General features: G+C 72.9%; 23 protein-coding genes. 10 read left to right on the forward strand and 13 right to left on the reverse strand.

All coding sequences use genetic code 11. From position 1 onward, the window contains the following. Positions 1-16 precede the first annotated feature (16 nt). A complete protein-coding gene (locus ACZ52R_RS03990) occupies positions 17-2,089 on the reverse strand; it encodes an MFS transporter (RefSeq protein WP_465752674.1) in 2,073 nt (690 codons plus the stop codon). A 335-nt stretch (positions 2,090-2,424) separates the two neighbouring features. Between ACZ52R_RS03990 and ACZ52R_RS03995 the strand changes: the two genes are divergently transcribed. Continuing rightward, positions 2,425-3,720 carry a peptidoglycan-binding domain-containing protein gene (locus ACZ52R_RS03995; RefSeq protein WP_465752676.1) on the forward strand — a complete coding sequence of 432 codons (1,296 nt, stop codon included), beginning with the start codon at positions 2,425-2,427 and terminating at the stop codon, positions 3,718-3,720. A 131-nt stretch (positions 3,721-3,851) separates the two neighbouring features. Here ACZ52R_RS03995 and ACZ52R_RS04000 read toward each other — a convergent pair whose 3' ends face one another. From ACZ52R_RS04000 to ACZ52R_RS04015, 4 genes are all read right to left on the reverse strand, one after another. Then, on the reverse strand, positions 3,852-4,436 hold the full coding sequence (locus ACZ52R_RS04000) for a TMEM165/GDT1 family protein (RefSeq protein ID WP_360492814.1): 585 nt from the start codon (positions 4,434-4,436) through the stop codon (positions 3,852-3,854). Between the two features lie 280 nt (positions 4,437-4,716). Further along, entirely contained in the window at positions 4,717-5,529 is an 813-nt protein-coding gene (locus ACZ52R_RS04005; protein WP_465623680.1) for an ABC transporter permease, read from the reverse strand. Beyond that, positions 5,529-7,142, reverse strand: coding sequence for a dolichyl-phosphate-mannose--protein mannosyltransferase (locus ACZ52R_RS04010; RefSeq protein WP_465623682.1), 1,614 nt, complete (start codon positions 7,140-7,142; stop codon positions 5,529-5,531). Before ACZ52R_RS04010 ends, ACZ52R_RS04005 begins: the two co-directional genes overlap by 1 nt. A 170-nt stretch (positions 7,143-7,312) precedes the next feature. Further along, the gene (locus ACZ52R_RS04015) at positions 7,313-8,605 is read right to left on the reverse strand and encodes an MFS transporter (RefSeq protein WP_360492822.1); all 1,293 of its coding nucleotides are present in this window, start codon (positions 8,603-8,605) and stop codon (positions 7,313-7,315) included. Between the two features lie 156 nt (positions 8,606-8,761). On the opposite strand from ACZ52R_RS04015, the gene ACZ52R_RS04020 reads away from it, so the two are divergent. Continuing rightward, on the forward strand, positions 8,762-9,343 hold the full coding sequence (locus tag ACZ52R_RS04020; protein ID WP_360492825.1) for a MarR family winged helix-turn-helix transcriptional regulator: 582 nt from the start codon (positions 8,762-8,764) through the stop codon (positions 9,341-9,343). Between the two features lie 317 nt (positions 9,344-9,660). Here the strand turns inward: ACZ52R_RS04020 and ACZ52R_RS04025 are convergent, their stop codons facing one another. The 3 genes from ACZ52R_RS04025 to ACZ52R_RS04035 form a co-directional block, all read right to left on the reverse strand. Beyond that, entirely contained in the window at positions 9,661-11,460 is a 1,800-nt protein-coding gene (locus ACZ52R_RS04025; RefSeq protein WP_465752679.1) for a glycosyl hydrolase family 18 protein, read from the reverse strand. Between the two features lie 330 nt (positions 11,461-11,790). After that, complete coding sequence (locus ACZ52R_RS04030; protein ID WP_465623685.1) at positions 11,791-12,447, reverse strand: hypothetical protein; 657 nt, start codon at positions 12,445-12,447, stop codon at positions 11,791-11,793. 194 nt (positions 12,448-12,641) lie between these two features. After that, positions 12,642-13,202: a DoxX family protein gene (locus ACZ52R_RS04035; protein ID WP_465623686.1), complete on the reverse strand. Its 561-nt coding sequence runs from the start codon at positions 13,200-13,202 to the stop codon at positions 12,642-12,644. 258 nt (positions 13,203-13,460) lie between these two features. Between ACZ52R_RS04035 and ACZ52R_RS04040 the strand changes: the two genes are divergently transcribed. Beyond that, positions 13,461-14,093 (forward strand): MarC family protein, encoded by a 633-nt coding sequence (locus ACZ52R_RS04040; protein ID WP_360492835.1) that lies wholly within the window; start codon positions 13,461-13,463, stop codon positions 14,091-14,093. Positions 14,094-14,123: 30 nt separating this feature from the next. Here ACZ52R_RS04040 and ACZ52R_RS04045 read toward each other — a convergent pair whose 3' ends face one another. Together ACZ52R_RS04045 and ACZ52R_RS04050 are read right to left on the reverse strand one after the other, a co-directional pair. Beyond that, the gene (locus ACZ52R_RS04045; protein ID WP_465623687.1) at positions 14,124-14,663 is read right to left on the reverse strand and encodes an NADPH-dependent FMN reductase; all 540 of its coding nucleotides are present in this window, start codon (positions 14,661-14,663) and stop codon (positions 14,124-14,126) included. Positions 14,664-14,776: 113 nt separating this feature from the next. Continuing rightward, positions 14,777-15,211: an Lrp/AsnC family transcriptional regulator gene (locus tag ACZ52R_RS04050; RefSeq protein WP_360492841.1), complete on the reverse strand. Its 435-nt coding sequence runs from the start codon at positions 15,209-15,211 to the stop codon at positions 14,777-14,779. 230 nt (positions 15,212-15,441) lie between these two features. Between ACZ52R_RS04050 and ACZ52R_RS04055 the strand changes: the two genes are divergently transcribed. The 3 genes from ACZ52R_RS04055 (at position 15,442) to ACZ52R_RS04065 (ending at position 18,262) form a co-directional block, all read left to right on the forward strand. Next, on the forward strand, positions 15,442-16,272 hold the full coding sequence (locus ACZ52R_RS04055; RefSeq protein ID WP_465623688.1) for a tryptophan 2,3-dioxygenase: 831 nt from the start codon (positions 15,442-15,444) through the stop codon (positions 16,270-16,272). A gap of 98 nt (positions 16,273-16,370) precedes the next feature. Next, the gene (kynU, locus tag ACZ52R_RS04060; protein WP_360492845.1) at positions 16,371-17,597 is read left to right on the forward strand and encodes a kynureninase; all 1,227 of its coding nucleotides are present in this window, start codon (positions 16,371-16,373) and stop codon (positions 17,595-17,597) included. 179 nt (positions 17,598-17,776) lie between these two features. Beyond that, entirely contained in the window at positions 17,777-18,262 is a 486-nt protein-coding gene (locus ACZ52R_RS04065) for a F0F1 ATP synthase subunit B family protein (protein ID WP_465623689.1), read from the forward strand. A 5-nt stretch (positions 18,263-18,267) separates the two neighbouring features. On the opposite strand, the gene ACZ52R_RS04070 is transcribed toward ACZ52R_RS04065, so the two are convergent. Beyond that, positions 18,268-19,212: a hypothetical protein gene (locus ACZ52R_RS04070; protein WP_465662790.1), complete on the reverse strand. Its 945-nt coding sequence runs from the start codon at positions 19,210-19,212 to the stop codon at positions 18,268-18,270. Positions 19,213-19,288: 76 nt separating this feature from the next. Here ACZ52R_RS04070 and ACZ52R_RS04075 point away from each other — a divergent pair, with 76 nt between their 5' ends. Beyond that, positions 19,289-19,918 (forward strand): TetR family transcriptional regulator, encoded by a 630-nt coding sequence (locus tag ACZ52R_RS04075; RefSeq protein WP_465623692.1) that lies wholly within the window; start codon positions 19,289-19,291, stop codon positions 19,916-19,918. A 199-nt stretch (positions 19,919-20,117) separates the two neighbouring features. Here ACZ52R_RS04075 and ACZ52R_RS04080 read toward each other — a convergent pair whose 3' ends face one another. Then, positions 20,118-21,554, reverse strand: a complete 1,437-nt coding sequence (locus tag ACZ52R_RS04080) for a choice-of-anchor A family protein (RefSeq protein ID WP_465623693.1) — start codon at positions 21,552-21,554, stop codon at positions 20,118-20,120. Between the two features lie 252 nt (positions 21,555-21,806). Here ACZ52R_RS04080 and ACZ52R_RS04085 point away from each other — a divergent pair, with 252 nt between their 5' ends. From ACZ52R_RS04085 to ACZ52R_RS04095, 3 genes are all read left to right on the forward strand, one after another. Continuing rightward, positions 21,807-22,514 (forward strand): 4'-phosphopantetheinyl transferase family protein, encoded by a 708-nt coding sequence (locus ACZ52R_RS04085; RefSeq protein ID WP_360492854.1) that lies wholly within the window; start codon positions 21,807-21,809, stop codon positions 22,512-22,514. A 139-nt stretch (positions 22,515-22,653) separates the two neighbouring features. Further along, positions 22,654-23,139 carry a hypothetical protein gene (locus ACZ52R_RS04090; protein ID WP_465662786.1) on the forward strand — a complete coding sequence of 162 codons (486 nt, stop codon included), beginning with the start codon at positions 22,654-22,656 and terminating at the stop codon, positions 23,137-23,139. 152 nt (positions 23,140-23,291) lie between these two features. Then, the gene (locus ACZ52R_RS04095; protein WP_465662784.1) at positions 23,292-24,122 is read left to right on the forward strand and encodes a helix-turn-helix domain-containing protein; all 831 of its coding nucleotides are present in this window, start codon (positions 23,292-23,294) and stop codon (positions 24,120-24,122) included. Here the strand turns inward: ACZ52R_RS04095 and ACZ52R_RS04100 are convergent. After that, a complete protein-coding gene (locus tag ACZ52R_RS04100) occupies positions 24,113-24,616 on the reverse strand; it encodes a hypothetical protein (protein WP_465662782.1) in 504 nt (167 codons plus the stop codon). The genes ACZ52R_RS04095 and ACZ52R_RS04100 overlap by 10 nt on opposite strands. Positions 24,617-24,746: the final 130 nt, after the last annotated feature.

Below are 24,746 nucleotides of genomic sequence, written 5' to 3' on the forward strand. Positions count from 1 at the left end.
GGCCACACGACCGCACTCAGAACGATCTCCCCTCGCCCCGGTACGGCGGCTCCGGTCCGACCGGGTCGGGCCGGTCCCGCAGGTCGGCGCACAGGGTGGAGCTGAGCCTGGTCAGCAGCTCGGCGAGGTCGGCGTACTGCTGCTCGTCCCAGTCCCCCAGCAGGTCGGCGAGTTGGGCGCGCCGGGCGGCGACCAGCCGCAGTGCCGCTTGCTCCCCCGGCTCGGTGAGCCGCAGCGGCAGCCCGCCGGCCCGCGCGGCCAGGCCCCGGCCCTCCACTTCCCGGGCGGCCTCCTCGATGACGGCGACCGGGACGATCCGCCGTTCGGCGAGCTCCGCCGGCTCGACCGAGCCGTGCTGGTGCATCTGCAGGAGCAGCCAGCTGGAGGCGGGCAGCAGGTCCAGCCCGGCGGTGGCGGTGATCCGCCGGAAGAGGTCGCGCCGGGCCTCGCGGGTGCTCAGTACCGACAGAGCGCGGGCGATTTCGTCCAGGGAGGTGCGTTCCACCGGGTTGAGCCCGATGGACTCGCTCAGGTCCGGCGCGGTGACGGTGGAGCGCAGCTTCTGCTCGCGCAGGAAGAGCGACAGGACGAAGGCGACCGCCGCGACGGGCACCGCGTACAGGAAGACGCGGGTGATCGACTCCGCGTACGCGTGGTAGACGTCCGCCTGGACGGCGGCCGGCAGCCGGGGGATGACCCTCGGGTCGGCGGTGATGGCCTCGGGCCGGAACCCGGGTGGCAGCGGCACCCCCGCCAGGGCGTCGGCGAGCCGGTCCCGCAGCCCGCTGGCGAAGATCGTCCCGAAGATGGAGACACCGAAGGAGGCCCCGATGGAACGGAAGAAGGTCGCGCCCGCCGTGGCCACGCCGAGGTCCTCGTAGCCGACCGAGTTCTGCACGATCAGCACCAGCACCTGCATCACCAGGCCCAGCCCGAGCCCGAAGACCAGGAAGTAGCCGCTCATCTCGGCGGTGCTGCTGTGCTCGTCCAGCCGGGAGAGCAGCAGCAGCCCGACGGTCGTCACGGCGGTTCCGGCGATCGGGAAGATCCGGTAGCGGCCGGTGCGGGCGACGATCTGGCCGGAGCCGATCGAGGTGACGAGCATGCCCAGCACCATCGGCAGCATGTGGATGCCGGACATGGTGGGCGAGACCCGCATGACCACCTGGAGGAAGGTCGGCAGGTAGGTGAGCGCGCCGAACATCGCGAAGCCGATGACGAAGGAGATCACGGCGACCAGACTGAAGGTCCGCGAGCGGAACAGCCGCAGCGGCAGGACCGGTTCCGCCGCCGTCCGCTCGACCAGGACGAACGCGAGCAGCAGCACCACCCCGAGCACGCCGAGGCCGGTGATCTGCCAGGAGTTCCAGTCCCAGGTGGTGCCGCCGAGCGAGGTCATCAGCACCAGGCAGGTGGCGACGGCGGCGATCAGGACGGTGCCGAGGTAGTCGATCCGGTGCTCGCGCCGCACCTCCCGCCCGTGCAGCACCGCGGCGATCACGACCAGGGCGACGACGCCGACCGGCAGGTTGATGTAGAAGACCCAGCGCCAGCTGAGGTGGTCGACGAACAGCCCGCCGAGCAGTGGCCCGAGCACGCTGGTGACGCCGAACACGGCGCCGAACAGGCCCTGGTAGCGGCCCCGGTCCCGGGGCGGGACGAGGTCGCCGACGATCGCCTGGGAGAGCACCATCAGCCCGCCGCCGCCCAGGCCCTGCAGGGCACGGAAGGCGATCAGCTCGCCCATGTTCTGGGCGATCCCGCACAGCACCGAGCCGAGCAGGAAGATCACGATGGAGGCCTGGAAGAAGCGCTTCCGGCCGTACATGTCGCCGAGCTTGCCCCAGAGCGGGGTCGCGGCGGTGGCGGCCAGCATGTAGGCGGTGACCACCCAGGAGAGGTGTTCGAGGCCGCCGAGGTCGCTGACGATGGTGGGCAGCGCGGTGGAGACGATGGTCTGGTCGAGGGCGGCGAGCAGCATCGCGAGCAGCAGGGCGCCGATCGGCACCCAGAGGTTGGGGACGGCGGCCTCCGGCGGGCCGGGCTCGCTCGCCGGGCTCCGGTCGGGCGCGGCGAGCGGATCCGTCATGGCGTCTCCGTGGGCAAGGCGTCTCCGTAGGGTCGCGGGCCCCGGCTGCCGGGCCCGTGCGGATGATCACTCCCAGCTCACCATGCTGGCAGATTCGTCCCGGTTTGTTCCTTCGGGTTGAGCCGAACGTAAGCACCGGGGACTTCCGCGGCCTTCGGGGCGTTCTCGGAGGAGCCAACCGGCACCAACCGGCACAACACCCCCGCCGGAGGCCGGACGCCCCTGTCCACCCTCCGGGCCGTCCTGCATAATCAGGCGCGATCGTGCGCCCGGGCCCCGCCCCGGAGCCGCCGAAACCGCTCCGAGAACGCCCCGAAACCGAGGAGGACCGGCCGATGCCGGACCAGCACTGCCCGACGTGCGGCACCGCACGCTCAACCGGGTGCGGCTGCGTCCCGGACCCGAGCCTCACCGAGACCGCCGTCCTCCCCCACCTCGAGGGCCCGCCGCTGGTCCGCCCGTACGTCCCGCAGACCGCCGACCAGGTGGCCGAGGAGTCGTCGGCGCACGCCCCGGTCGTCGACCCGTTCGCGACCACCGTGCTGCCGCCGGTCGCCCCGGGGCAGCCGTTCGCTGCGGGGCAGTCGTTCGCTCCGGGCGGGCCGGTCACTCCCCCGCTCGGACCGGACGCGGACGCCTACGCCACCACCGTGCTGCCGCCCGTCCTCCCGGGCCGGCCCCCGCTCGGACCGGACGCGGACGCCTACGCCACCACCGTGCTGCCGCCCGTCCTCCCGGGCCGGCCCCCGCTCGGACCGGACGCCGACGCCTCCGCCACCACCGTGATGCCGCCGGTGCCGCCCTCCGGGCCGGGGGCGTACGCGCCGGGGCCGCCGCGGCCCCCCGCCGGGACCGGGTACGGGTACGGGAGCGGCACTGGCAACGGCGGCGGCAACAGCGGCGGCCACGGCGGCCACGGCGGCCACGGCAACGAGATCGGCCTCTTCCCCTTCGACAACGCCCCGGCCTCCCCCGAGCCCGGGCCCGAGCCGGAGGCCGTCGGCAGCGGCCGGGCCGCACGCCGGGCGGCCGAGCAGGCCGCCAGGAACCCGCTGGCCGAGCGCAAGGGGCTGCTCGTCGGGATCGGCGCCGCGCTGGTGGCGCTCACCATCGGCGTCGCGTACGCGGTGACGCCCTCCGACGAGCCGGGCGCCAAGCAGGCGCAGCCGCTGCCGACCACCACCCTGGCGCCCGCGCCGGTGGAGCCGACTCCGGCTGCGGTGCCGACCACGCCGGCGCCGACCAGCGAGACGCCGAGCCCGTCGGCGACGCCCACCCGCAAGCCGACGCCGACGAAGACGGCCACCCCGACGCCGACCCCCACCCCGACACCGACGCCCACCCCGACCCCCACGCCGACGCCCACCCCGACACCGACGCCCACCCCCACCCCCACGCCCACGGCGCGTGTATTGAAGATGGGGATGAGCGGGTCCGACGTCATGGACATGCAGCGGCGCCTCTACGCCGCCGAGTGCGGATACGTCGACAAGTCGATCATCACCGGCACCTTCGACTCCTGGACCCGAACGGTGCTCAACGACTACCAGCGCGAGAACCGCATCAAGGGCGAGAACGACGTCTACGGCCCGAAGACCCAGGCCGTCCTCACTGCCGACCCGGGCTGCTGACCCCCAGCCACCTGGCTACTGCTCCCCGCCCACCTGGCTACTGCTCCCCGACTGCCGCGCCCCGGGCACGCGAACGGGCGGCGCCTGCCGATCAGCAGACGCCGCCCGTCGGTCACGCCGGGGGTGCCCGGTCAGCCGGTGATCGCCCCAAAGATGCTGACGCCCGCCAGCACCACCATGATCGCCGCCGCCACGCGGATGATCAGCTTCATCGGCACGTACTTGAGCAGCTTCTGCCCGCCCACGATCGCTACCCCGCCGACCGCGCACAGCGCCAGCCAGGAGCCGACGCCCACGGCCAGCGGATCGGCGTACTTGGCGGCCAGGTTGGCGGTCATGATCTGGGTCAGGTCGCCGAACTCGGCGATCGCGACGACCACAAAACTGGCCCCGGCCACCTTCCAGAAGCTGTCCGAGGACGGCTCCTTGGCCGCGTGCTCGTCCTCGTCCCCGCCGCCGTGGAACAGCAGCATCGCCGCGCCGGCCAGGAACAGCGCGCCGGTGACGCCCTCCACCCAGCGGTGCGGCAGCAGCGACAGCAGGTGCCCTGCGACGAGCGCGATGCCCACCTGGAGGGCGAAGGCGGCGGCGATGCCCGCGAAGACGTAGCTCGCGCGGTACTTGGTGCCGAGCACCAGACTGGCCAGCGCGGTCTTGTCCGGCAGTTCGGCCAGGAAGATGATGCCGAAGGTCAACGCGGCAACGGTCAGACTCATGCGCCCGCCTCGCTGCGCTCGGCAGGGGCATTCGCCCAGCCGCGCCTATTGATGGCTCGTTCGCTTCGCTCACTCATCAGGGAGTTCCTCGGTCGGGCTGCCCGGCCTCCGCAGCTCCGTCAGGGGACGCCTCGGCCCGACAGCACTGGTCATGGTCACAGCACTGCGGCCGAAGGTCTCGCCGGCAACGCTCTGCGAGCGGTGCCCCGGGCGCCGGGCCCCTGGGGGCCAGTATGTCGACGGTCCGGTGGAGGGCTACTCCCCTTCAACGCGCCCAAGCCTACCGGACGGCGTCGACCGGCCCGACCGCCACCAGGCCTCGGCCGACCAGTTCCAGCACCACCACGATCGCCACCGACTCCACCGCCAGCAACCCGACCAGGACGAACAGCTGCACCGTCCCCGCCTGGGCGGGCGAGGCCCCGCCGAGCAGCATCCCGACGAAGGCCCCGGGCAGGGTGACCAGGCCGACCGTGCGGGTCTGGTCCAGCGCCGGGACGAGCGAGGTCGCCGCGGCCGTACGACAGATCTCCAGCCGCGCCTCGCGCTCCTCGAAGCCGAGCGCCAGTGCCGCCTCCACCTCGCCGCGCCGCTGCCGCAGCTCGTCCAGGGCGCGCCGCCCGGCCAGCGAGGTCGCGGTGAGCGCGCCGCCGATCAGGATCCCCGCGACCGGGATGACGGACAGGCCCTTGGCCGGCAGCAGCCCGACGCCCAGCAGCAGGGCGAGCACCGGCAGCACCCCGGCCCCGATCGGGGCGGCCGCCCAGACCCAGTCCGGCCCGGGGGTCATCCGTCGCCCGGCGGTGCGCACCGCGACCGTGAACATCAGCAGCACGAACAGCGCCGACCACCAGAGCGAGCCGACCACCCAGGTGATCACCACGGCGACGGCCGCCAGCTGCACCACCGCCCGCAGCCCGGCCCGCAGCACCGCGTGCCCGTGGCCGAGCAGCCCCCGCCCGGCCACCGCGACGGCGGCCAGCAGCAGGACGGCGGTGACCACCCCGAGCACCGGGGTGACCGGCAGCAGCTGGCCGCCGGACGCCGCGAGGCCCGAACCATCCGGCTCGCCGCCGGACGCCGCAAGGGGCATCAGATCCAGCTGGTGAACCACATCCGGTCCTGCCAGGACGACATCGGGATCACCTCCGCCGTGTACAGCGGGTAGAAGAAGGCGAAGCAGCCGACGATCGCCAGCACGACCGCCCCGGCCCCGATCGCGCCGATCCGGCGGCGCTCGCGGCTGCAGCCGGCCGGGCCGAGGATCGCGCCGAGCATCTGGGCGACGGCCAGGCACAGGAACGGCACCAGCACGACCATGTAGAAGGAGAAGATCGTCCGCTCCTGGTACCGGAACCAGGGCAGGTAGATCCCGGCGACCGCGCACAGCACCGCGCCCGAGCGCCAGTCCCGCCGGAAGAACCAGCGCCACAGCAGGTAGACCAGCGCGAGGCAGGCCGCCCACCACAGGAACGGCGTGCCCAGGCCCAGGATCTGCGCCGCGCAGCCGCCGGAGGAGGTGCAGCCGCGGGTGCCGTTCGGGACCTGCTCCCAGTACATGGAGACCGGACGGCCGTCGACCAGCCAGGCGAAGGGGTTGGACTGGTAGGTGTGCGGGGTGCTCAGGCCGGTGTTGAAGTCGTACATCTGCGAGTGGTAGTGCCACAGGCTGCGCAGGGGCGCGGGCACCCAGCTCATCGACACCTGCGGCAGCGGGATGCCGAGGAAGCTGTCCGGGGAGAGCCCGGCGCGGCCGTCGGCCCAGTGCCGGTCGTACCCGCCCTCGCCGTTGCCTCCGCTCGCCAGCCAGCCGCCCCAGGCGCCGACGTAGACCACCAGGGCGGAGCCGACCATGGCGAGGACGGCGGGTCCGGAGTCCCGGCGGAGCATGGAGCGCCAGGGGTGGCGGGCTCCCGCCCCGCGGCGGCCGGACTGGTCCCACAGGACGGTCAGGACGCCGAAGGCGGCGAGGATCGGGGCGCCGTTCCACTTGACCGCGCAGGCGGCGCCGACGAACACCCCGGCGGCGATCCGCCAGGGGCGCCACCCGAGCCGCACCAGGTCGCCGTCGGAGGCCGCCGCCAGCCGGGCGCGGGCGTGGTCGCGGTCGATCAGCAGGCTGCCGAAGGAGGCGAGCACGAAGAACATCTGGATGCCGTCGAGCAGGCCGACCCGGCTCATCACCAGTTGCAGGCCGTCCACCGACATCAGCAGCGCGGCGGTGCAGCCGACCAGCGTGGAGCCGAAGAGGCGGCGGCCGATCCGGGCGAGCATCAGCACGGTGACGGTGCCGAGCAGGGCGGTCATGAACCGCCAGCCGAAGGGGTGCAGACCGAACAGCTGCTCGCCGATCGCCATCACCCATTTGCCGAGCGGAGGGTGTGCGATGAACTCGGGCGCGGAGCCGAGCGGGATGGACTGCGGGACGGCCAGGATGTCGGCGTTGGCGTGGTCGGGCCAGGTGCCCTCGTAGCCCTGTCGGAGCAGCGACCAGGCGTCCTTGGGGTAGTACGTCTCGTCGAAGACGAAGGAGTTGGGGTAGCCGAGGTGCCAGAACCGCAGCAGGCCGGCGAAGAGCGCGACAGCGATCGGCCCGAGCCAGCCGGAGCGGTCGGCCGCCCAGCGGACCAGGCCCCCGCGCGGGGCCGGTGCTGGGGCGGCTGGGGCCGGGGCCGCCGGGGGGTGCGTGAGCGCCGCTTGCGTCATAGCCTCGCCGATTCGCCTGTCTGCTCTGCCCGGACCCCGGCGCAGTGGCCGGATCCGGGCGGTCAACAGCCACTGACACTATGTGGCGGTGGTCGCGAAGCCAAGCGCGACGGGCGCCGACCAGGTGACCTGGTCGGCGCCCGTTTCGAACGCTCGTGCGCGCCCTTCCGCTACGCGGCGGTCTGCAGCTCCCGGACCGGGACGGTGCGGACCACGGCCGGGGCGGCGTTGTCCTGCTCCGGCGTGAGGTACGGGCGCAGCCGCAGCGCCAGGGCCACGATCAGCAGCGTCGAACCCGCCATCGCCGCCAGGTAGAGCGGCCAGGTGCCGGAGCCGACCAGCAGCACGCCGACGGCCGGGCCGACCGCGATCGCGATCTGCTTCACCAGGGAGTACCCGGCGTTGTAGGTGCCCAGCAGCCGGGCCGGGGCGAGGTCGGCCACGATCGGGCCCATGGTGGGCGCGAGCAGCGACTCGCCGACGCCGAAGAGGGCGTAGATCGAGACGATGGCGACCGTGGCGGCCATGGTCTCGGTCCGGATCAGACCGGCCACCAGGGCCATCGCCCAGGCACCGAGCCAGACCAGGCCGGCCGCGGCCATCGCGGTGGTGCGGCGGCGGCGCGCGGTGATCCGCACCATGAACATCTGCAGCACCACGATGGTCAGCGCGTTGGCGCCGATCGCGAAGCCCAGCGTGGAGGGCGCGGTGCCGACGGTGTCGGTGGCGAAGGCCGCGACGCCGGACTCGAACTGGCCGTAGCAGGTGAAGAAGATCAGCCCGGCGAGCACGCAGAGCCGCAGCATCGCCTTGTCGGCGACCAGCGCGCGCAGGCCGGTCGGGCCGTCGTTCTTCCCGTGGACGGCGGTCAGCTGGATCCGCGGCATCCGGGCGGTGCCGGTGACCAGGGCCAGGCCGAGGAACGTCACCGCCTCGATGGTGAACAGCCGGGTGAGGCTGGCCGGGTCGGCCACGTTCACGATCTGCCCGCCGACCAGCGCGCCGATGCCCATGCCCAGGTTGACCAGGGTGAACTGCAGCGCGAAGGCGTGCGAGCGCGTCGCCGGCGTCGAGCAGCGGACGATCATCGTGGCGAGCGCCGGCTGGCAGGTGGTGACACCCGCGCCGAACAGGAAGGAGGAGACCAGCAGGGCCGGGGTGCCGGTGGCGTGGCCGAAGGCGAACGCGCCGGTGGCGGCGAGGGCCGTACCGGCCAGCAGCACCGGACGGGGGCCGTACCTGTCGATGCCGCGCCCGGTGAACGGCAGGACGGCGAGGGCCGCCAGCGCGAAGACGGTGAACACCATCCCGGCCGCCAGCGAGCCCAGCCCGCGCACCTGGTCCACGTACACGAACATGTAGGGCATCGTGAATCCGCTGCCGAACGCACTGAGCGCGTTGCCGATCTGGACGCGGCGCAGCGGGCCGCCCGCCCCGCCTCGCTGCTGCCTCTGCTGCTTCACCGTGCCGACCACCGTGCACATCCCTTCCTGGCTTCAACTGGATACTCTTAAGTCCAGAAGATTTCAGAGCTAAAGTTTGACGAGATAAAGTCTTAGCACCAGAAGGCTGCGGAGTCAAAGGCTTAAGGAGTGCACGCTCGTGCGACACTGGTCCGCATGACTACGGACAAGCCGGCGCCGGCTGCCGACAAGCCCGCCCCGGCCACCCCCCTGGAGTTCGGCATCGCCGAGCAGGTCGCCCTCTACCAGCGGGAATTCCCCACCGTGGACCCCCAGGTGGAGACCATCGTGCAGACCCTCAACCGGGTCTCCCGGCGGATGGGCGTGGCGTACGACCGGCAGCTGACTGTGCTCGGAATCACCTCCGCGGAGTGGGAGGTGCTCAAGGCCCTGGTGGTCTCCGGCAGCCCGTACCGGCTGGGACCGGGCGAGCTGGCCAAGCGGCTCGGGCTCACCCCGGCGGCGATGACGCACCGGATCGACCGGATGGTCGCCGACGGCCTGGTCACCCGGGAGCGGGACGAGTCCAACCGGGTGCGGGTGATCATCGAGCTGACCGAGACCGGCCGCGACAAGTGGCTGGAGTCGATGCGGATGGCGGCGGTGTTCGAGGAGGAGCTGCTCCAGGACGTCGTGGGCGAGGAGCGCACCGCGCTCTCCGGCCTGCTGGCCCGGATGCTGCGCCGGATCGAGGAGAGCCAGCCGGACGCCCTCGGCCGCACCGCCGACCTGGGCTAGCGGGCAAGGGGGCCGGCGGGCGAGAGGGCCGCCGGACGAGAGGGCCGGGCCGGCGGATTTTCGTTGGCATTCGGCGCTCGAGGCGGCCGGCTTCGAGGTGACCTCCACGGGCGACGGTTCGGGCCTCGCCGAGAAGGGCGAGAACAACCTGCTGATCACCGGCTCGTCGACCACGATCACGGTCACCTACGCCAAGATCTGAGCGGCCGGACACGACGGGCGGCCCCGGACGAGTTCATGCTCGTCCGGGGCCGCCCGCGTTCGCCGCGAGGGTCCGTCAGGCCCCTCGCCCGCTCGGTGGTGCGTGCGTGCGTGTGTCAGCAGGGGCCGTTGTCGGCCCAGACGCCCCACTGGCCGCTCAGGCTCGGGTCCTCGCCCTTGGTCCACCACTTGTTGGTGTAGTAGTGGCCCTTCCACGAGACCTTGGTGCCGCCGGCCGCGTAGGTGGCGTTCGGGTCCCAGCTCGGGGCGGCCGCGCAGGTGGCCGGCGGGGTCGGGGTGCCGGTGGGGGTGCCCGTCGGCGTGCCGGTGGGGGTGCCGGTCGGGGTCGGCGTCTGGGTCGGGGTCGGCGTGCCGGTCGGCGGGGCCGGGCAGCCGGCGGCGGAGCCGTTGGTGGCGCTCACCATCTTGTCGAACAGGGCGGTCTTGGTGCCCAGGTCGTACAGCGAGAAGGCGAAGGAGCCGCCGAGGCCGCTGCAGTGCGCGTAGTCGATCTTGGCCTGGATCGACCGGGCGTCCTCACCGCTCCAGAAGGTGGTGCCGTCGTAGAAGTACGTGGCCTTGGCGTCGTCGTCCCAGAAGGTCTTGGACGGGTTGTCGACGAAGCCCGCGAGCTCCTTGAACATCTGGATGCCGGGGACGTTGCCGGACATCGCCGCACCGGCCGCCGGGCTGGTGGCGGGCTGGAAGAGGCCGTTCTTGCCGTTGTTCTGGACGCCGGTCCAGCCCCGGTAGTAGAACGGCACACCCATGTTGATCTTGTTGGCCGGGAAGCCGCCGGGGATGCCGTACTGCGCGTCGCCGACCGTCCACGCCTTGATGGCGTTGTCGATCGAGTACTTGCCGTTGCCCGGCTTGGCCGGGGTCGACGGGTCGTTCGGGCCGGAGTAGAGCGGCGCCTGGTGGTTGGTCGGACCCTGCGGGTCCCAACCGCCGTGCATGTCGTAGGTCATGACGTCGAGGAAGGTCAGGTACTGACCGATCTTGTCGGTCTCGACGTTCATGATCTTGTCCTGGCCGGCGCCGACCGCCGCCGACAGGGCGTAGGTCTTGCCGTCGGCCTTGCCCTGCGCGTCCAGCTGGGTGCGGAACTCCTTCAGCAGCGCCGTGAAGTTCTGCTTGTCGGCCGGGCTGGAGATGTTGCCGGCGTGACCGCCGCCGCCCGGGTACTCCCAGTCGATGTCGACGCCGTCGAAGATGCCGGCCGCCGAGCCCGCGCCGCCGTAGCCGGCGTCGGTCGGGAGGTTGCCCTTGACGAACATGTCGAGGCAGGACGACACCAGGTGCTTGCGCGAGGCGTCCGTGGCGGCCGCCGACGAGAAGTACTTGGAGTAGGTCCAACCGCCCAGCGAGATCAGGATCTTGAGGTTGGGGTTCTTCGCCTTCAGCTTCTTCAGCTGGTTGAAGTTGCCGGCGATCGGCTGGTTCCAGACGTCACCGACGCCGTCGACCGAGATGTCCGCGCCGAAGCTCTTCTGGTAGTCGGCGAACGCGTCGCCCGCACCGTCGCCCGCGTTGGGGTTGTTGTCGTTCGTGTCGGCGGCCTTGGTGGCCTCGAAACACCCGAGGTCGCTCGGGTGGATGTTGGCGAAGTCGTAGATCAGGTAGTCCAGCTTCCCGGCCACGCCGGTGTCCTGGATCGTCTTGGGGTAGTAGCCGTTCGCGTAGATCGACCACTGGTCGAAGTAGGCGACCTTGATGCCGCCGCTGGTGGCGGGCGCGCCGCTGCTGTTGGTGGTCGCGGCGTTGGCCGCGCCGCCGCCGGACAGCGCGAGGCCCGCGCCGAGCAGGAGGGAGGCGGTGGTGCCGGCCGCGATGGCGGCCAGGCTCTTCGGGCGGCGTCGGCGACCGCCCTGCGGAGCCGGGGTCCCGGCCCTTTCGATGTGTGAGCGCAGCATGGGTGCGTGACTCCTGGTTGTGGGGGTTCCCGCCGCGCCGGGGGCGCGCGTCCGGGGTGGGGCCGGACGACCGGGACATGACAGGAATGGGTGGGGAATCGTGCGGGATCAGGCCATGACGGACGCCGGGATGCGCCGAACCGGCGCCGACGGCACAAGGCCGTCGGCGCCGGTTCAGGGGCTCCCTGCACCTGGGCAATAAAAATGGACTAGACCAACTCGCCCGTCAAGGGGTCCCGTTGGGCCTTGAGTCCCGCTTAAGGTTCCACCGCCCGCGCGCCGAGCCGAGCGTCAGCGCCAGGCGCCATTACCAGGCGTCACTACCGGGCGTCAGTACCGGACGGCGTTGGCCACCTCGGCCTTGACCGTGCCGGAGAGGTCCCGGTTGCTGCGCCCGGTGGCCTGGGCGCTCTGCCCGGCGGCCACCTCCTGGACGGTCACCGCGGTCGCGTCGAGCACCTTGCCGGACCCGTCGGTGAAGTTCAGCTGGATCACGTACCGGTACGACTGCTGGCCGTGGTTGGTGACGGTCAGCTGCACCTGCGCCTTGCCGTCCGAGCCGGTGGTCACCTCCCCGGCGGTCACGTCCGCCTTGGCGTCCAGCCCGCCCTTGATCCCGGCCACCGCCGAGGAGGCGGCCGACACCGCCGCCGAGGCCTGCGCCTCCGCCGAGGCGATCACCGCGCCGGCCCCGCCGGCCGCCGAGGCCAGCGCCGAGGCGGCGGAGGCGGCGGCGCTCGCGCCCTTCTCCACCGCGGACGCCGCCTCGGAGGCCACACTGCTCGCGCTCTTGCTCGAGGAGCAGCCCGCCAACGCCGCCGCACCGAGCACGGCGGCGGCCAACATCCCGGCCACCGCCAGCCGTTGACGGCGCAGCGGGGGAGCATCCAGGTCCTGCACGGTGACCCTCGGGCTCGGGGAGGCGGCCCGGGTGAGCGGCCGGCGGCCCAGGTGGTCCAGGTGGTCGATGCGATCGATGCGGTCCATGCGGTCCCTCGTTTCCGGTGGGCCGGTTCCGGTCTGCCGGTTCCGGTCGGTTCCGGTCACCGTCCGGTTCCGGTCGGCGCCGGGCTGCCCGGCACGCCTCCCCGCCCACCATCCGAGGGCCCGGAGGCAGCCGCCAGCAGGGCTGCTGCCTCCGGGTGACCGCGCGTGGAGCACCGGACGGGCCGCGCGGCCCGTCAGGACAGCCCGGAGCCCTCCTGCTCGTCCGCCTCCACCGCGGCCCGCTCCTCGCGCAGCCGCACCACGTGCCGGCGCCGCGCCACCACGCCGTACGCGCCGGCCGCGCTCGCCACGAAGGACAGCACGCCGACCCCGGGCCGGTCGAAGACGTGCCCGGTCAGGTGGTCCAGCGAGTACCGCCCGGCGCCGGACAGGCCGATCGCCAGCCCGGTCGCGCCGAGGAAGGCCGGGTACTCGTAGCCGCCGGACATGGCGAAGAAGCCGGCCGGGGCGTGCACCGCCACCGCGCCCGCCATCGTCCCGGCCACCACCGCGCCGGCCGCCGGCGTGGCCAGTCCGGCCACCAGCAGCGCCCCGCCGCCCGCCTCGCCGAGGCCGGCCGCGATCGCGCTCTCCCGAGCCGGATGGAAGCCCATGTGGTCCATCGCCTGGGTGGTGCCCTCCAGGCCGCCACCCCCGAACCAGCCGAACAGCTTCTGGGTGCCGTGCGCGATCAGCACCCCGCCGACCGCGCTGCGCAGGGCCAGCAGGCCCAGGTCCTTACGGTTCAGGCACATGTCGCATCCTCGATTCCGCGGCGGAGTGGTCCCGGCCGGTGGTCGTCCCGGCGGGACCCGCCGGCATGGCGGTCCTGCCTCCATAGCAACCGAGAGCGCCCACGCGTTCGAGCTGGGGCCGCCATCCGGGCGAATTCACCGCCGACCGGGAATGAACCGCGGACAGGGAATGGACCGCCGGCCGGGGAGACCCACGCCACGCCCGGTCGCGGGGCGTGGCGGACCGGCCGCCCCGGACGCCACGGTCATGCTGGGCGCATGTTCGTCTTCAACCTGAGCAGCGCGTTCATCACCTTCTTCGCCGTGGTCGGCCCGCCGAAGACCCTGCTGTCCTTCGCCCGGCTGGCCACCACCCGCAGCACCCGGGAGCTGCGGCGGCTGGCGGCGTGGAGCACGGTCATCTCGGCGGTGATCGGCCTGGTGCTCGGATTCACGGCGGACGAGGTCAGCACCCTGTTCCACATCAGCGACCAGTCGCTGCAGCTCGCGGGCGGGCTGATCTTCTTCATCTACGCGGTCGCGCTGGTCTTCGGCGTCCACCTCGGCGGCGACGGCGAGGAAGGCGATCACCTGCCGAACCCGCTGGTGGACGGCATCCGCGAGCTGCTCCTGCCGTACATCGCCAGCCCGCTCGCGGTGACCGCCGTCCTGGTCGCCTCGCTCAACCACGACGACTGGGGCTGGAAGACCGCCGTCGCCGGGGCGTACGTGGCCGTCACCATGATCAACTACGTCTGCGTGGCCCTGCTCGCGCCGCTGCTGCAGCGCTCCCACCGGACCTCGCTGGAGGTGCTCTCCCGGCTGCTCGGGCTGCTGCTGGCGGCGGTCGGCGTGGAGCTCTTCCTGGAGGGCCTGTCCGGGCTCGGGGTGCACCTGCCCGAGGCGCGTTGAGCCCGGACCCACACAGGGCCGGGCATCGGGTCAGGCCGCGGCCAGCCTCGCCAGCACCTCGCCGATCCGCTCGCGCACCAGCGGGTCGGCGATCAGCCCGTCCGGGCCGACCGCCCCGCGCTCCAGCGGGATCCGGACGCAGGCCTCGTCCACCACGGCCGCGCCGGTGTAGCCGAGGACGGTGCGCAGGGTGGCCTCGGCGCCGCTGCCGCGGCCCGGTCCGGCGGCGTTGATCCAGGCGGTGGGCTTGTCCGAGATCTCGACCCCGCCGACCGTCCAGTCCAGGAGGTTCTTGAAGGAGCCCGGGAGCGTCCCCGCGTACTCGGGCGTGCAGACCAGCAGCGCGTCGGCCGCCTCGATCGCGGCCCGCAGCGCGACCACCGGCTCCGGCAGCGGGTCGGTGTCGTGGTCCGGGTTGAAGTGCGGCAGCCCGGCCAGCCCGGCGTAGTACGTGGTCCGCAGGCCCGGGGCGGCGGCGGCCACGGCAGCCGCGGTGCGCAGCACGGTCTCGTTGGTGGACCCGGCCCGCAGGCTCCCCGGCAGCAGCAGGATGTGGCGCTCGTTCGACATGCGGGGGAACCTACTCCTTGACGTCCACGTCAAGGCCAACGGCCTCGGCCTGCGCTCCCGGCCCGCGCTCCCAGCCGGCGCTTGCGGCCCGTGCTCCGGGCCCGCGCTCCCGGTCAGCGCGGCGCCAGCGGCCGCCACGGCACCGGGCTGGAGAGGATCATCGAGCTGGACGGCTGGCCGTAGCCGCCGAGCCGGTCGCAGAGCGCCTCGAACTCGGCCATCGTCGGCACCGCGACCAGCAGCACGCAGCAGGCCCCGCCGGTGACCCGGTGCAGTTGGAGCACCTCCGGCCAGGTCGGCACGTCGGGGTCGCGCAGTACGCAGCGCGGGCCGTAGCACTGGATCTGCACCAGGGCGGTGATCGGCAGCCCGGCCCGGGTCGGGTCCACATGGGCGTGGTAGCCGCTGATCACCCCCTCGGACTCCAGGCGGCGGACCCGTTCGGCCACCGCGGGTGCGGACAGGCTCACCCGGCGGGAGAGTTCGTTGTACGAGAGCCGGGCATCGGCCTGCAGCTCGGCCAGCAGGCGGCGGTCGACGGCGTCCATGGCGGCTCCCCGGGTGGTCGGGATCAGTGGTCGGGATCAAGGGAATTTCATTCGTAAAGCGAATCGGCTGAACGCCTCGCGAATGACAGCTGCAACGGCGGTTGCGGTGTCCGTCGACCATTCAAGCGGGAGCCACCACCGCCGCACAATGGGCATCCCGGTGGAACCAGGCAGTCCGTCTGGTTCACGGGAGCGGGCGACGTGGCCCGGACGGAGCAGGAGGCATCGGGATGGGGCACGACACGGTGGAGACACCCAACCTGTCGTTCGGTCGGGGCGGGGCGCCGGTTCGGAGCACCCCGTACGCCCAGTACGCCCGCCTGGACGAGCTGCACAGCCTGCAGCACCCGCGCAGCAAGGAACCCGCCGAGCTGTCGTTCATCGTCACCACCCAGGTGATGGAGCTGCTCTTCGACCTGCTGCGGCACGAGTGGACGATCGCCCGGCAGGCACTGCGCGAGGACGACCTCCCCACCGCGCTCGCGGCGCTGCGCCGGGGCACCCACGCACAGAACGTGCTGGTGGACTCCTGGGACCTGCTGGCCACCATGACGCCGCACGAGTTCAACTCCTTCCGCTCGCTGTTCGGCGAGGCCTCCGGCTTCCAGTCCGCGGCCTTCCTGCACCTGGAGTTCCTGCTCGGCAACAAGAACGCCGCGCTGCTGAAGATGTACGACGGCATGCCGCACACCCAGGACGAGCTGGTCGAGGCGCTGCGCTCCCCCGGCCTGTACGACGAGGTGCTGGCGCTGCTGGCGCGGCGCGGCCTGGAGCTGCACCCGGAGTCGTCCGAGCAGCGCTACCACCCGTCCGAGGAGGTCGCGGCGGCCTGGCGCCGGGTGTACACCGAGCCGGAGTTCGCCGCGCTGCAGCCGCTCGGCGAGGCCCTGCTGGACGTCGCCGAGCGGGTCACCCGCTGGCGCCAGCGGCACCTCTCGGCGGTGAAGCGGACCATGGGCGGCAAGCCCGGCTCGGGCGGCTCGAGCGGGCTGACCTGGCTGCGCAAGTCGGCCGAGCAGGACGTGTTCCCGGAGCTGTGGACGATCCGGAACGAGCTGTGACGGGACGGTCCGTCACGGCGCGAGAAGTGACGGGAAGAGCAGTGACGGGAAGAGCAGTGACGGGAAGAGCAGTGAGCGAGGGGAACGAGGGAATGGGCATGACCACGCGCGAGGACTGCGCGGCGCTGGACGCCGTCGACCCGCTGGCGGCGTTCCGCAAGGAGTTCGCCCTGCCGGACGGGGTGATCTACCTGGACGGCAACTCGCTGGGCGCACTGCCCGTGCGCACGCCCGAGCGGGTGCGCCAGGTCGTCGAGGAGGAGTGGGGCCGGGAGCTGATCCGCAGCTGGAACGACGCCGGCTGGTTCGAGCAGCCGTACCGGCTGGGCCGGCGGATCGCGCCGCTGATCGGGGCCGATCCGGCGGAGGTGGTCGTCTGCGACACCACCTCGGTGAACCTGTTCAAGGTGCTGTCGGCCGCGCTGCGGCTGCGCCCGGGCCGGGGCACGGTGCTCGGCGACGCCGAGGCCTTCCCGACCGACCTGTACATCGCCGAGGGCGTGACCGGCCTGGTCGACGGCGCGCGCAGCGTGCTGATCCGGCCGGAGGACCTGGACCGGCACCTGGACGGGGACGTCGCCGCGGTCGTCCTGTCGCACGTCGACTACCGCACCGGCGAGCTGCTGGACATGCCCGGGATCACCGCCCGGGTGCAGGCCGCGGGCGCACTGATGATCTGGGACGTGTGCCACGCGGTGGGCGCGCTGCCGGTCGAACTCGGCGCCGCGAACGTGGACTTCGCGATCGGCTGCACCTACAAGTACCTGAACGGCGGCCCCGGTTCGCCGGCCTTCCTGTACGTCGCCGAGCGGCACCTGGCGGCCGGTCCGCTGCAGCCGCTGAGCGGCTGGTTCGGACACGCCCGCCCGTTCGCCTTCGAGCCCGGGTACGACCCCAAACCGGGCATCGGCCGTTTCCTGACCAGCTCGCCCTCGCTGCTCGGCCAGGCGGCCCTCGAAGCCTCCCTGGACATCTGGGAGCGGGCCGACCTCGCGGCGGTTCGGGCGAAGAGCCTGGCGCTGACCGATCTGTTCATCTCACTGACCGAGGGCCTGGACGGGATCGAGGTGGTGACCCCGCGCGAGCACGCCCGGCGCGGCAGCCAGGTCGCCCTGCGGCACGCCGACGGCTACCCGGTGGTGCAGGCGCTGATCGAGCGCGGGGTGATCGGCGACTTCCGCGCGCCGGACCTGATGCGCTTCGGCTTCACCCCGCTCTACCTCTCGTACACCGAGGTCTGGGACGCCGCCCGCCAGCTGGCGGAGGTACTGGAGAGCGGCGAGTGGCGGGCAGAGCGCTTCTCCCGCCGGGGCGAGGTGACGTAGCGGTCGACCCGGCGTACCCGAGCGGCTTCCGAACCACCGGACTGATCGTCAAGTTCCGGACAGGGCAATGCCGTTCGGGGCATCGGCACCGTGACGGACGTCATGTCCGGGTGGAGTTCCAGCGCGATCGGCCCCGGGGAGACCCCTGATTGACGGAACGTCGGACTCAGGGGGGTCGCGTGAACCTCGAACTCAAGCCCGAACCGGTCGTGCTCCTCGGCCTGGCTCAGTTCTTCCTGATCCTGTGGATACTCGGCCGGCACCTGCTCCCCCGCATCGAGCGGGTGCAGGCCGAGCGTCGGGAGATCACCGAAAGCCGGACGGGACGCGCCGAGACCCTGCACGCCGAGGCCGCGGCCGTCCGGGACGCCCACCTGCGGGAACTGGCCGAGGCCCGGCACGAGGCAGCCCGGATCCGGGAGGACTACGCCGAGCGCGGCGCGGCGGCGATCGCCGCGGCCCGCGCGGAGGGCCTCCGCGACCGGGACGAACTGCTCGCCACCGCCCACCCGCGGATCGCCGCCGACCGGGCCGCGGCCACCGACCGGCTCCGCCGGGACGTCGGCGAACTGGCCGTCGCCCTGGCCGGGCGGGTGATCGGCGAGCCGGTGCACGCCGTCGCCGCCCGGCGCCGCACGGTGGACCGCTTCTTCGAGGCGAACTAGCCTTTTCAGCCGGTCAGTTCGGCCACCAGCTTCCGGTAGGTGTCGAAGGCCGGCTTGCGCGAGTAGTCGTCGCGCAGCAGGCCGAAGTGGTGGAACAGCCCCGCACCCGCGCTGTCGGCGTCCCGCAGGGCGAAGAACGCGTAACCGGTGACGGTGAGTTCGGCGGCCAGCCCGGCGACCGTCCGGACCAGCTCCTCGACCACCTCGGCCTGCCGCGCCTCGCTCCGCCCGGGGCCGGTGGGCCACCCGTTCTCGCAGATCCGCACCGGTACGGCGGACCCGATACCGGCCCTGGGCAGCAAGTCGCGACGGAATCCGGTGACCACCGCCCGTACCGCGTCGGCGAGTCCGCCGGGCGGGACGGGCCCGAAGACGTCCGGGTAGAAGTCCAGGCCGACGTAGTCCAGGGCGCGGTGGAAGCGCTCGTCGGCGAGCTTTCCGAGCTCGGGCCAGAAGGTGTCCGCGGGATCGAAGGACGGCACCGCGTTGAAGCCGACGGCCAGGTGGTCGTAACCGCGGGCCAACGCCTCCTCCTTGGCCGCGACCACGCCGGCCACCAGCGCCCGGCGGACGTTCGGGATGCTGCCGTCCACGGGCGGCAGGTCGAGGTTGGGCTCCTCGCAGATCTGGAGCAGGGCGACGCGGTGGCCCTCGGCCCGGACCGTGCTCCGGACGAAGTCCAGCCAGCCCGCCAATTCCCCGCTGCGGTCACGGTACTGGAGCACCAGGTCGAGCCTCCGGCCGTCCACGGCGTACTGCTCGGGCCGATCGGGGGCGTGCGCCGAGTCCGCGTACGAGCGGTAGGCGCGGACCAGGAACTCTGGTGCGTCGCCCTGGAGTTCGCGCAGCGCCGCAGTGATCAGCGCCGGGTCGTCGGGGCGGACGGGAGCGAGCACGCCGGTGTCGTCACCGAGCAGTCCGCCGGGATAGATGCCGAAGGTGAAGGTCATGCCGCGACCATACCCGATATTTTTGGTGTCACTGCAAGTTTGCTGCGACACCATGATTCTGGCATAGGATCCCGCCATGGGACTTCGCGAACTCAAGAAGCAACAGACCCGGGAGCTCCTCGCCGACACCGCCATGGGCCTGTTCGCCGAGCGCGGGTTCGACCAGGTCACGGTGGTCGAGGTGGCCCGGGCCGCCGGGGTCTCGCCCAACACGGTCTTCAACTACTTCCCGACCAAGGAAGACCTGTTCTTCGACCGGCAGGACGCCGTGGTCGCCCACTTGGCCGAGGTGGTCCGGCGCCGCCCGGCCGGCAGCTCCGCCGTGGCCGCCGTCCGGGCCGACCTGCTGGCCGCCCTCGAGGACGGGGAACCGACGGTCGGACTGAACCCTGGGATGGCGGCGTTCTGGCGGATCGTCGCGGACAGCCCGGCACTCCGGGCCCGGCTGCTGGAACTCGGCGAGCAGGCCGAGGCGGCACTGGCAGCCGTCCTGGCCGAGCAGTCGGGAGCCGCCGAGGACGACCCGCTCCCCCACGTGGTGGCCGGAGCCATCGCGGGGGCCCACCGCGCGGTGCTCGGCGAGATCCGGCGGGCCATGGTGGCCGGCGAACCGGCCGCCGCCGTCCGGACGCGAGTCCGGGCGGCGGCGGAGCAGGCATTCGACCTGCTCGCCTCGGGGCTCGCGGACTACCCGGCGCAGCGGTAGACCCCGCCTTCGGCCTCCCGTCGGCCCGCCCCCGGCTGCTCCGCGCCGGAGCCCGGGACGGCGCAGGCCGCCCGGTCGGATCGACGCGGGCGACCTGGGCCGATGGTCAGCTCTTCAGGTGTTCAGCCGTTCTGCTCTTCGGCCGGTCAGCCGTTCTGCTCTTCAGGTGCTCAGCCGTTCAGCCGTCCCGTACGGGCCGTCAGCCGTGGCGGCCACGGCGGCGGGCGGCCATCACGGCCAGACCGCCGAGGCCGAGCAGGCCGACGCCCGCCAGGCCGAAGACCACCGGGGCGTTGCCCGCACCGGTGGAGGGCAGCTCACCGCCCCCACCGGGGTGGTGGCTGGTCGGGTGACCGGTCGGGTGGTGGCCGGTCGGATGGTGGCTGGTCGGGGCCGGGTGCGCGCTCGATGTCGAAGCGCTGGCCGACGGCGAGTGGTGACTCGGGCTCGGGGAGGTGGGCATCGGCGAGGTCGGGCTCGGAGACGTCGGCGAGGGAGGCGTCGGGGACGGGGACGTCGGCGACGGCGAGGTCGGTGACGGAGACGGCGAGGTCGGCGACGGGCTCGGCGTCACCGTGCACTCCGGCAGGTCCCCGTCGAACGGGTAGCTGTGGATCTCGTAGCCGCCGGTCCCCGTGTGGATCAGGTTGCCCGCCAGGTACACCCGACCGTTCATGCCCGGCTGGGCGATGATGGTGGTGCCGCCCGGGTTGCCGGCCAGGACCGAGCCCTGGAACTGGGCGCCACCGAGGATCTGGGCCGTGGTCGCGGTGGGGAAGTTGTACATCAGCTTCGAGCGCAGCTCGGTGGTCTGGTCCCCTGCCAGGCCGGTGCCCGTGTAGGTGTTGATGATCGGGCTGTCGCCGAGCATGTTCACCACGACGGTGGCGCCGGCCGGGATGCGGTTGAAGACCAGGCCGATCTGCCGCCCGGCCGGCGAGGCGAGGTTCCGGGTGACGTTGAAGACCTGCTTCGCGCTGGTCCCGTCGCCGGTGAAGGTCGCCGTGCTGGAGGAGATGTCGACGGTGCCGGTCGCGGTGGCCCGCCCCACGCAGTCGGAGACCTCTTCGATCCGGGTGAGCACGGTCCGGTACGGCGCGGCGGCGTTGGAGTCCTGGATCGACTGGCCGGTGGGATCGATGTTGACGGTGCCGGTCACGCTGCCGGCGTGGCGCAGGTTGCCGAACGCCTGGCCGTGGGAGTCGCTGCCACCGATGAGGACGGTGTTGCCGGTCCTGACGTCGGCGTTCCCGCCGGTGGTGACGAAGTCGCTGCCGTTGGGCGGGACGACGCGTGAACCGACGCCGACGACGCCCATGTTGTAGACGCCGCCGCCGTTCTTGTCGACGGCCAGGTTTCCCAGCGTGACGATCTTGCCCTCGGCCTCGGCGGCGCGGCCGTTCACAATGTAGTTGCCGCCGGTGAAGACGTTGATGGTGGCGTCCCGTCCGGTGAAGTCGCCGTTGTTCGACGGCGGCCAGGTGCCGGGGCAGTCGGGTCCGGTGCAGGCGCCCAGCGGCGGGGCCAGCGGAGCGGCCGAACCGACCGTCAGCACGGCGGCCGGCGGCAGCGCGGCGACGGCTGTCGCCACCGCGACGCGGACGGCCCGGCGGCTGCGGGTGGCGGGTGTTCTCACGGCGGTCGTTCGGTGATCCGGCGAACCGGTGGCCTGCCCCATCGACTGTTCCTCCGCGCAGAGAAAAGGGCAGGTTCGGATGACCTGCCATGGTCCGTGTGATCTGCTGGCGGTCCCACAAATCCGGGATATCCAACCCTATATCGGACTATTCGCACCCTATGGACCCTCAGGTCCGATCCGGAATTCTTACGAACGGCCCAGCGATCTCCCGGGTGCGCTCCCCTGCCCGCGAAGCTCTAGGTTGGAGTCATGACCACCGAGGCCCAGGACCAGAGCGCGCCGCTCGTCGCCGTCGCGTCCGCCGACGCCGTGCTGCGGCACCCCGAGGCGGGCGAGCACCTGCTGACCGCTCTCGAACGGGAACGCGCCGCGCGTTTCCGGCACGAGTCGGGGCGGGTCGACTTCACCGCCGGGCACCTGCTGGTCCGGCTCTGCGCCGCGCGGCTGCTCGGTGTCCCGGCGGCGGGCCTGGTGCTCGCCCAGCAGTGCCCGGACTGCGGGCTCGCCGACCACGGCAAGCCGTACCTGCCGGACCACCCCGGGGTGCACGTGAGCCTGTCGCACACCCGGGGCGTGGTCGCGGCGGGCGCCGGCTACCGGCCGATCGGCGTGGACGTCGAACTGTCCGGCCGCGGCGGCTCGCTGCGGGCGGTCGCCCGCCGGGTACTGGCCCCGGCGGAGCTCGCCCTGGTCGAGGCGGACCCGGAGCCGGACCGGGCGTTCCTGCGGCTGTGGGTGCGCAAGGAGTCGCTGATCAAGATCGGGCGGGCCACCCTGGACACCCTCGGCCGGATCGACCTCTCCGCCCTGCCGTTGGCCGTACCGCCGGGGGCGCCGGTGCGCAGCCGGTACGAGGACCTGCACCTGATCGACTGGACCGACCCGGAGCACGGCGCCGCCGTCGCGGCGGTCAGCACCGCCGCACCGCGGATCGTGGAGCTGACGGCCGCGGGCTGAACCGCGGGCCCGGGCTCTCGCCACCGCCGACCCGAGCGGCGGGCCCGTGGATAAGCGGTGTTAGCGTGCCTGCTCGTGGGCGCGCCGACCGCGCGCGCCCGCTTCCCAGCTGCCCACCGGATCCAAAGGGTGCCCCGCCATGGCCAAGTTCCTGCTGAGCCTGCACGTCCTCGTGTCGGTCCTGTTCATAGGCCCGGTCGCGGTCGCCGTCAGCATGTTCCCGCGCCGGGCGAAGGCCGCGCTGGCCGGCGGGCCGGACCAGGCCTCCGACGCGGGCGGCGTGCTGCGCGTCCTGCACCGGATCACCCAGGTCTACGCGCTGCTGGGGGTCGCGGTGCCGGTGCTGGGCATCGGCCTGGCCCAGGTGATGGACGTGATGGGCCAGTCCTGGGTGATCGTCTCGATGGTGCTGACCGCGATCGCCGCGCTCTCGCTGCTGCTGTTCGTGCTGCCCGGCCAGCAGGCCGCCGTGGAGGCGCTCGGCCTCGACCCGGCGGACGAGCAGCGCGCCAAGGCCGTCAACGGCCTGCGCCTGCTGCCGATGACGGCCGGGGTGTTCAACCTGCTGTGGGCCGTGGTCGTGGTCCTCATGGTCATCCGGCCGGGCTCCAGCACCGGCGTCTGATCCCTCCGGATCCCCCGGATCCCCCGGATCCCCGCCGTCCCCCTGCCCCGCCCTGCCCACCCGGCCTCACCCGGCCCCGTCCGGTCCGTCCGTCCCCCCTCGCCCCTCGCCCCCTCCCGCCGACCGGGCTTGTTCGAGTACCGTCCTGGGCCATGACGATCATGGCGGGCATGGGCAGCCCGACGGGAACCGGCGTCGGCCCGCTGCTGCGCGGCTGGCGGGAACGACGACAGCTCAGCCAACTGCAACTGGCGCTGCGGGCGGACTCCTCGGCCCGGCACCTCAGCTTCGTGGAGAACGGCCGCTCCCGCCCGAGCCGGGAGCTCCTGCTGAGGCTGGCCGAGCAGTTGGACGTCCCGGTGCGTGAGCGCAACACCCTGCTGCTCGCGGCCGGCTACGCCCCGCACTACCCCGAGACACCGCTGGACGACCCCTCGATGGACGCGCTGCGCGGCGGCGTGGAGCGGCTGCTGGCCGCCCACGACCCGTACCCGGCGGTCGTCGTCGACGGGAGCTTCCGGGTACTGGCGGCCAACCGCTCGCTCGGACTGCTCCTGGACGGGGTCGCCCCGCACCTGCTGGAGCCGCCGCTCAACGCGATCCGGGTCACCCTGCACCCGGACGGGCTGGCGCCGCGCATCGTCAACCTGCGGCAGTGGCGCCACCACCTGCTGGAGCGGATGGAGCGCCAGCTGGAGCTGGTCCGCGCCGAACCGCTGCGGCGGCTGTACGAGGAGGTCCGCGGCTACCCCGAGCCGGCCGACGACCCGGCGCAGGACGCGGCCGGGGACGGCTTCCCGTTCGCGCTACCGGTCCGGATCCGCCACGACGGGCGGGTACTGTCCTTCCTCTCCACCGTCGCGACCTTCAACACCCCGCTGGACGTGACCGTCTCCGAGCTGGCCATGGAGACCTTCCTCCCGGCCGACGCGGCGACGGTGCGGTTCCTGCAGTCCGCGGTGGGGCCGGAGCGTCAGCTGTAGCGGGCGCTCCCACCGTTGCGGCTGTTCCCGCCCTTGCCGTCGTTCCCGCCCTTGCCGTCGTTCCCGCCGCTGCGCCCGCTCCGGCGCAGGGCGGTGAACTGCAGGACGGCGAACAGGCCGACCGCCGCGGCCTGCACCGGGATCCAGACGAAGCCGGCGGTGGTCGGCTCCAGCCACGCCTCCATCGCCACCAGGCTGAGCACCACCCAGGCCAGGTTGAGGTCGATCACCGTCCGCACGCCCAGCGGCGGCGGCTGCCGACGGGCCGCCAGCGCGCCGACCGCGACCGCGTAGACGGCGAGGAGGGCCCCGAGGCCGAACAGGGTGGCGCGGCCGAGGCCGAGCAGCTCACCGAGCGGGCCCGGGAAGGCCAGGTAGGCCAGGCCGTTGCCGCCGGTGACCAGGGCGTCCAGGGCGAGGACGCCGCGCACCGTCCACGGCGAGAACGCGGAACCCGGCCGGGCGGGGGTGAGGGTGTTCGCGTGGGCGGACATGACGGATCGCCTCCTGTCGGGGGTGGGATCCCGGGGCCTTGACGGCCTCACCGGGTTGCCCCCACCCTGCCCGGCCCGACGGCGGGCGTCGATTACCCCGCAGGTAACGGCCACTCCGGGCGCCGGGGCC

It is taken from the genome of Kitasatospora sp. NPDC034023, from assembly GCF_055575795.1.

Excerpts from the sequence above, each read along its gene's own strand:
- ACZ52R_RS04045 (WP_465623687.1), bottom strand. The coding sequence starts at position 14,663 with ATGTCGAACGAGCGCCACATCCTGCTGCTGCCGGGGAGCCTGCGGGCC.
- ACZ52R_RS03995 (WP_465752676.1), top strand. The coding sequence starts at position 2,425 with ATGCCGGACCAGCACTGCCCGACGTGCGGCACCGCACGCTCAACCGGG.
- ACZ52R_RS04030 (WP_465623685.1), bottom strand. The coding sequence starts at position 12,447 with ATGGACCGCATCGATCGCATCGACCACCTGGACCACCTGGGCCGCCGG.
- ACZ52R_RS04050 (WP_360492841.1), bottom strand. The coding sequence starts at position 15,211 with ATGGACGCCGTCGACCGCCGCCTGCTGGCCGAGCTGCAGGCCGATGCC.
- ACZ52R_RS04055 (WP_465623688.1), top strand. The coding sequence starts at position 15,442 with ATGGGGCACGACACGGTGGAGACACCCAACCTGTCGTTCGGTCGGGGC.
- ACZ52R_RS04020 (WP_360492825.1), top strand. The coding sequence starts at position 8,762 with ATGACTACGGACAAGCCGGCGCCGGCTGCCGACAAGCCCGCCCCGGCC.
- ACZ52R_RS04100 (WP_465662782.1), bottom strand. The coding sequence starts at position 24,616 with ATGTCCGCCCACGCGAACACCCTCACCCCCGCCCGGCCGGGTTCCGCG.
- ACZ52R_RS04025 (WP_465752679.1), bottom strand. The coding sequence starts at position 11,460 with ATGCTGCGCTCACACATCGAAAGGGCCGGGACCCCGGCTCCGCAGGGC.
- ACZ52R_RS04010 (WP_465623682.1), bottom strand. The coding sequence starts at position 7,142 with ATGACGCAAGCGGCGCTCACGCACCCCCCGGCGGCCCCGGCCCCAGCC.
- ACZ52R_RS04090 (WP_465662786.1), top strand. The coding sequence starts at position 22,654 with ATGGCCAAGTTCCTGCTGAGCCTGCACGTCCTCGTGTCGGTCCTGTTC.
- ACZ52R_RS04075 (WP_465623692.1), top strand. The coding sequence starts at position 19,289 with ATGGGACTTCGCGAACTCAAGAAGCAACAGACCCGGGAGCTCCTCGCC.
- ACZ52R_RS03990 (WP_465752674.1), bottom strand. The coding sequence starts at position 2,089 with ATGACGGATCCGCTCGCCGCGCCCGACCGGAGCCCGGCGAGCGAGCCC.
- ACZ52R_RS04085 (WP_360492854.1), top strand. The coding sequence starts at position 21,807 with ATGACCACCGAGGCCCAGGACCAGAGCGCGCCGCTCGTCGCCGTCGCG.
- kynU (WP_360492845.1), top strand. The coding sequence starts at position 16,371 with ATGACCACGCGCGAGGACTGCGCGGCGCTGGACGCCGTCGACCCGCTG.
- ACZ52R_RS04095 (WP_465662784.1), top strand. The coding sequence starts at position 23,292 with ATGACGATCATGGCGGGCATGGGCAGCCCGACGGGAACCGGCGTCGGC.
- ACZ52R_RS04035 (WP_465623686.1), bottom strand. The coding sequence starts at position 13,202 with ATGTGCCTGAACCGTAAGGACCTGGGCCTGCTGGCCCTGCGCAGCGCG.
- ACZ52R_RS04005 (WP_465623680.1), bottom strand. The coding sequence starts at position 5,529 with ATGCCCCTTGCGGCGTCCGGCGGCGAGCCGGATGGTTCGGGCCTCGCG.
- ACZ52R_RS04000 (WP_360492814.1), bottom strand. The coding sequence starts at position 4,436 with ATGAGTCTGACCGTTGCCGCGTTGACCTTCGGCATCATCTTCCTGGCC.
- ACZ52R_RS04070 (WP_465662790.1), bottom strand. The coding sequence starts at position 19,212 with ATGACCTTCACCTTCGGCATCTATCCCGGCGGACTGCTCGGTGACGAC.
- ACZ52R_RS04040 (WP_360492835.1), top strand. The coding sequence starts at position 13,461 with ATGTTCGTCTTCAACCTGAGCAGCGCGTTCATCACCTTCTTCGCCGTG.